Below are 3,328 nucleotides of genomic sequence, written 5' to 3'. Positions count from 1 at the left end.
GTCCTCCTAGGTATGTTTTTGTCGTTAAAAACATTGTACCGTAAAAGGACGATCATATGGCCTTTTATCTTTTACACAATTATATGGACTTTATCAATTCTTCATAGTACTGTTTATATAAATAATCTATTAATTCTTTTGCTGTATTACCTCCCCATATTTGCTGAACTTTCCACAATGTGGGGAGTAGCCCAGACCCCTTAATTAGATGGTCTATTGATTGTTGTAACAAATTGTTTCGTGGAGATGGTGACTCAAAGTGAAAGTCCTTCTCATCTAATAGTTCAAGCATTAATCTAGTTATCTTATGAGGTCGATTAGAATTAACATAAAAGAGCATATAGCGATCAAGTAGAGCACTAATAATTACATTTTTAAGCTGTTCATCTGTACTACATTTTTTGATTGCATCTGTTAATTGATGGGCATAATCGCCAGAAAACTCTGCTTCAACACGTATCCAGTCATCCACTTCTTTGGCGATATGTCGCATGTGCTTCATGATAGTTGTTCCTCTTTTTTGTCATAAATGCGTAAATGCACTTTTGTATTTCTGCTTTTTGCCCCGATATACAATGTTTGTGCCTGAAAGTCTTTAGATACGTCGGATACTTTTGAGTTGTTTCTTTTATATGGCTTGTTTTTGTTATCTTCAATAACTTTTTGTAGATAACTTTTATTAGTACTTCCCATAGCGTATTTCAGTCCTTCCTTCTTCTATTGAGCGTTTCAATTTAGCAATGTTAATATTTTCATTAATAAAGTCACAACATATATCAATTCGTGAAAGCCTAAAACTATATTCATCCGAATCAATCATTTTTAAAAAGGTGTGTAAATGAATAGGTTCATTAAATTCTTCTTCATATCGCTTCCGATATTCATGCCATGCGTATGCACTATATTTGACAATTACGCCCATTTTCGTGAATGCTTCATGATAAGCTATACAAAAGTAAAATGGTGCATTGATGAATGAATAACCAATTGTATAGCCTTCTGGCAGCTTAACGTCTGCTTCACCGAAATTGTCGAATAGCTTATGCATCTTAGATTTAATTAAGAATGTACTTATTAAGCTTTTTGCTACCCAGTCACGCCATTCGTCAAAGTCAAACACGCCTGTTGTTTGTAATACGAGTGTAAATTGGTCAATATCTGGTTTAATCACGTTCTTTTTCACTCCTTTTATAAGAAAACTTTAGGTAAAGTTTTCCTAGTGCTAAAAGCCCATTAGAATAGGCTTTGGTGTTGTTTTTGCTCCTGACTGGAGCTGGGGTGATTACCTGCACCCCAGCTCTCCTAAAGGTGTAAAGCACGGAGCGGAACCTTCCCCGCCTGAACGGCGGGTCCCCTTCCACTCTTTGTGCCGTCGCTCCTTAAGGAAAAGCTAGGTGCTTCAATTCAAAAAGCTACAGTAAGGAACGGTCAACAACCGTGGCTTGTCTGCACTTGCTAGCCCTGGATAACTGTAAATCCCTTGACCAGCAGTAAATTGAACTGGAGGTATATCCACACCAGAAGAAAACAGAGTTCTATATGTTTGCTCATCACTATCACCTAAAGCAATCTTCAAAACGAGCTGTTCTCTAATCGCTGTTGGCATCGTCTGTGCGTTCATTTGTTGCGTAGCGACCCACAGAATACAACCTAGTTGTCGCCCCATGAATGCAACATCAGACAGTATGGTATCGACTTCATCACGTTCCTTTTTTGCTAAAGTCTTCCATGATTCTCTCAATGCCCCAAACTCATCTATAAGCAGGATTAAAGCAGGTAACCCTGCATCTTTATAAGTCTTGTTACGATTTGATATAAAATAGTCTTGTAATTCATCTTGTCGTTTTTTCATACGTTCATGAAATTGTTTAATCAATTCAACCGCATTTGTTTTGTCGGCAGTTCGCTCATCACCAACGGTACGTTTAGCCATTTGGTATACGTCTGTACGCTTCGGATCAATAATGAATAATTCATGATTGACCTTTTTCGATAAAACTTGTTCAACTAGCATTTGAATAAAAAACGATTTACCACTACCTGTTTGACCGACTAATCCCATATGATGAAACGGTACAGTTGCACGCTCATCTAAGCGTAAGGCGTAATCATCTGCTGTCTTATTTGACCATTCAATCAAGTCACTTGCTGATTTAATCTTTAGTTGTTTATGTGAATCAACTGAATAAAATTCGTAAATATACCAGTCGCGATCTTTAGATAGGTACTTGCGCTCGCTTACGTAACCCTTTAAAGCTGAATCAATCCGCATATCTTCAAGTCTTTTGTCGAATTTAATTGTATTATTGATGAAAACTTTTCCTGACTTTCTTGTTCGATTGTTGTCAAATGTTATCTTGATTTTTGGTAAAGTAACTAAACGATTGTCATACTCGCGTTCATCTTCAAATCTCGCGTCTTTAATATGTCTTCTGATTCGCTTTGTCATCAAATAATAATGCAGAGAAAAAAATGGACCAAACCACAATTTATTGCGAATTGACCAATTAACAAACAAAGTAACTACCATTAGACCAACAGGAATCAAGAAGATATTTGACTCAATTTGTGGAAGCTGTATTAACGTTATTTGTTCAACAATCAAAGGATACAGTTTATAAAAGAAAAACCATAAGATAAGAAAAAATCCAATGAATAAAAATGAAATAAAACCACGTTGCATTCTATATGTTTTCTTCATGCAAACCACATCCTACTATCGTGGTTCCGCCCCTTGTCAGGGGCGGTCACAGGTATAATAATGTATTTGTTGATAGGAAGGGAACTTACTGCCCTTCATTCTTTATTTTGGTGGAATAATGTCTACATCTTCTGCTTTGACGGAAAGTTCACTCATGAATGTTCCATACACAGAAGCTGTTGGATTCACAAATGTGATTTTACTGAACTTTTTATACTCTTTTGGAGGTTTAGGCACCTTTACAATAACTTGCTCGCCTGCATTAAGGTCAGGTGCTACATCCTCGCCTTTGTATTCTGTTCGGTCGGTTGCAATTACTGTTTTATACTTAGTGCCTACGACTTTAGGATTCTTTCCGTCCGCATCGTATTCAAGCCAGTCCTCATGTGACATCACTCGTACGTCCTTGTCTTTGAAAAATGCCTCACAGTCAAAGCGATTGAACTCTCGTAGTTTCTTCATCTGAAACTTTCATCCTCTCGATATCTTTTTGAAAGCATTGCGCAATTAACTTTCTAATTCAATTGTAAGGGATAAAGTCCATATAATTGTGTAAAAGATAAAAGGCCATATGATCGTCCTTTTACGGTACAATGTTTTTAACGACAAAAACATACCTAGGAGGAC

The 3,328-nt window shown here is 36.8% G+C and carries 4 protein-coding genes; all 4 read right to left on the bottom strand.

Going from position 1 to position 3,328, the window contains the following annotated elements:
- Positions 1-79 precede the first annotated feature (79 nt).
- The gene (locus G470_RS13565; protein ID WP_240470685.1) at positions 80-502 is read right to left on the bottom strand and encodes a hypothetical protein; all 423 of its coding nucleotides are present in this window, start codon (positions 500-502) and stop codon (positions 80-82) included.
- A gap of 177 nt (positions 503-679) precedes the next feature.
- Positions 680-1,171 (bottom strand): hypothetical protein, encoded by a 492-nt coding sequence (locus G470_RS0111400; protein WP_028274902.1) that lies wholly within the window; start codon positions 1,169-1,171, stop codon positions 680-682.
- 228 nt (positions 1,172-1,399) lie between these two features.
- Positions 1,400-2,701 carry an FtsK/SpoIIIE domain-containing protein gene (locus tag G470_RS0111390; RefSeq protein WP_028274901.1) on the bottom strand — a complete coding sequence of 434 codons (1,302 nt, stop codon included), beginning with the start codon at positions 2,699-2,701 and terminating at the stop codon, positions 1,400-1,402.
- A 102-nt stretch (positions 2,702-2,803) separates the two neighbouring features.
- Positions 2,804-3,163: a hypothetical protein gene (locus G470_RS0111385; protein ID WP_028274900.1), complete on the bottom strand. Its 360-nt coding sequence runs from the start codon at positions 3,161-3,163 to the stop codon at positions 2,804-2,806.
- Positions 3,164-3,328: the final 165 nt, after the last annotated feature.

This window comes from Atopococcus tabaci DSM 17538 (assembly GCF_000429585.1).
Classification (GTDB): Bacteria; Bacillota; Bacilli; order Lactobacillales; family Carnobacteriaceae_A; genus Atopococcus; species Atopococcus tabaci.
The sequence above is the reverse complement of the archived record's forward strand: the minus strand, read 5'-3'. Positions and strand labels throughout refer to the sequence as shown.

What these genes read in the sequence shown, in the direction of transcription:
- G470_RS13565 (WP_240470685.1), bottom strand. Translation starts at nt 502, where the DNA reads ATGAAGCACATGCGACATATCGCCAAAGAAGTGGATGACTGGATACGT.
- G470_RS0111390 (WP_028274901.1), bottom strand. Translation starts at nt 2,701, where the DNA reads ATGAAGAAAACATATAGAATGCAACGTGGTTTTATTTCATTTTTATTC.
- G470_RS0111385 (WP_028274900.1), bottom strand. Translation starts at nt 3,163, where the DNA reads ATGAAGAAACTACGAGAGTTCAATCGCTTTGACTGTGAGGCATTTTTC.